Genomic DNA, 2,131 nt, shown 5'->3' on the forward strand with positions numbered 1-2,131 from the left:
AAATCTCAGGTATCCTAAAAGACGTTTTCATTAATGAAGGGGATTATGTAAATCCAGGTGAACTCCTGGGTATAATTGATGACGAGGATATGAAGGCGAATCTTTTAAAAATTGAGAAGGAGTTGGAGATTAGCAAGAACAATCTTACTGCAGCAGAACAAGAGCTAAAGTTACTAAAACTCAGCAACGAGAACAGTTTGCGGGAAGCTGAAATCAATCTAAAGCAGGCTCAAGCGGAGCTCGAAAACCAGATCAAAATACAAGAAGCCTCGAAAACTATTTACGCCCAGACAGCAAAAGAGCTCAACTTGCCAAGTCCCAAAGAAGAACCATATGAGCTAAGGAACAAGAAGATGGTATATTGCACCATCAACTAATTAAGGGTATTATCTTTATTACGCCTCTGCCAATTTCTATGGCGAAAGTATTTATGTATAGCATCAGCCATATTTTTAGGGCAACTGAAGTTACTTCCAGCAACAACTTTTTTATAAAGGTCACCAAATACTGGTTCAATAGGATTAAGCCAAGGACTATAAGTAGGCAAAGGCAAAACTTTCAATCTCACCTTACCCTTTTTGTTCCAGGAGTCAATCCAATTATTCAACCTCTTCGCTTCATGGGCTTTGGCATTATCCCAGATAAGATAGATGGTTTTCATCTGATCATACAATACCGTAAGTCTTTGAATAAATTTTAACATCACCTTATAACCTTTGCTTTTATTTATATGATGATGGATCTTACCAGGGTTTGTGGTCAAAGCGCCAAAGACAACAATTTTACCTTTGGTTTTCCACCGAGCTGGAATTTTAAAAATCTCATCCCTAGGATACCATTTCTGTCCTGCTTGGGGTTTGACCAGATATGGTCCAGCTTCATCCACATAAAAGGCTACCTCTTCAGTTTTGTCCATACTCCTAAGGGTTTCTTCAATAAGGTTTTTTTAAGTTCATACTCAGGATCTGGAGATGTAATCCAGCGTTTAGAACGTTTATACGAATATCCCTCTTCGGCAATAATTCTACGCATATACTCAGGGCTAATACTCTTAACTATCCCTTCCTTTATAGCAATCTGGCATAGTTCCCTCAAATTCCAACTGCTTAAGGGCAATCCAAATGCTTTAGGTTTAGCTTTCAGTAGTCTGATAATCTGTCTTCTCTGTTCGGTGGTAATTTGTCTTGGTCGACCAGGAGAAGGCTTCTGGTATAAACCTGCAATTCCTCTCTCGTTAAATCGCCGAATATATTTACGAACCTTATTTAGATGTAGATCTGCAATTTTAGCAATCTCCGGAGCCTTTAGCTGCTGGGCACTGGAGAGCCAAATTACTCTTGCCCGTTTATATAGCCGAGTATTGGTAGATTTGAGTAATTTTTTCAATTCTTTTATTTCGCTTTTAGATAATTTTCTTACAAATATCGGCTGCATGGTTACCTCCTTCCCAGGTAACCATTATAGCCGATTTAATTATATTACGCAACCTTTATTTAGTAGACAAGACATCATGCAATAAAATACCTGCCAGGACAATTTTTATATTTGCTTTCTCTTTTTCGCTTATAATAACGCCTTTAGCTAAATCCCTTAAGGTATGTCTCCAGTTGTGATGCACAAGTCCCTTAGAGAGAAAATCAAGTTTTTGTGCCTCATACAAAGTTTTTAATTCTGCAAATTTTGAAAGATATCTATTAAGTTTCATTATCATCTCTCATTTTATGCGAGGCATCCCGTACCTCACTTTTTCTTCTTTTTTTATCCCATTCCCTTAAGAGGATGTCTGAAAAAAGCTCTAATCTCTTCCTTAGGATGGGTTCTTCGATCAGATTACCTTCAAGCCAAGCTCTTTGATTTTTAGCCTCTGAGGAATCGATCTGGATTGCTAATGGGCGGATTCCAGATTGAAGCCAATCCTGAATATAAGAATGCAAAGAGAGGTCGCCACCCCATGAGGCTGTTCCAATAACTATAAAAGATATTAATTTTTTTTGAAGGCTTTGGTAAACTCATTTATATTCTTATAAACAGAAAAGGCTCTTTCGCTGAATGCCTTGTACAGTCCATTTAGATTGTTGGCATAGGTGGGAACAGAGAAGATCAGGATATCTCCCTCTTCTGCTTTTTTCCA

General features: G+C 37.9%; 5 protein-coding genes. 1 reads left to right on the plus strand and 4 read right to left on the minus strand.

Annotated elements, in window-relative coordinates; genetic code table 11:
• Positions 1–377, plus strand: a 377-nt coding sequence (locus AB1630_12645; protein MEW6104638.1) for a biotin/lipoyl-binding protein, incomplete at its 5' end; no start/stop codon positions are given.
• Here AB1630_12645 and AB1630_12650 read toward each other — a convergent pair.
• From AB1630_12650 to AB1630_12665, 4 genes are read right to left on the minus strand one after another with little or no spacing between them, the layout of a single operon-like run.
• Positions 374–916 (minus strand): IS630 family transposase, encoded by a 543-nt coding sequence (locus AB1630_12650; GenBank protein ID MEW6104639.1) that lies wholly within the window; start codon positions 914–916, stop codon positions 374–376. The genes AB1630_12645 and AB1630_12650 overlap by 4 nt on opposite strands.
• Positions 895–1,434, minus strand: coding sequence for a helix-turn-helix domain-containing protein (locus AB1630_12655; protein ID MEW6104640.1), 540 nt, complete (start codon positions 1,432–1,434; stop codon positions 895–897). Before AB1630_12655 ends, AB1630_12650 begins: the two co-directional genes overlap by 22 nt.
• Before the next feature lie 55 nt (positions 1,435–1,489).
• Positions 1,490–1,705, minus strand: a complete 216-nt coding sequence (locus AB1630_12660; GenBank protein ID MEW6104641.1) for a hypothetical protein — start codon at positions 1,703–1,705, stop codon at positions 1,490–1,492.
• Positions 1,695–1,934, minus strand: coding sequence for a hypothetical protein (locus tag AB1630_12665; GenBank protein ID MEW6104642.1), 240 nt, complete (start codon positions 1,932–1,934; stop codon positions 1,695–1,697). The genes AB1630_12660 and AB1630_12665 overlap by 11 nt, the downstream gene beginning before the upstream one ends.
• Positions 1,935–2,131: the final 197 nt, after the last annotated feature.

Source organism: bacterium, from assembly GCA_040753555.1.
In the GTDB taxonomy this organism is placed as follows: domain Bacteria; phylum UBA9089; class UBA9088; order UBA9088; family UBA9088; genus JBFLYE01.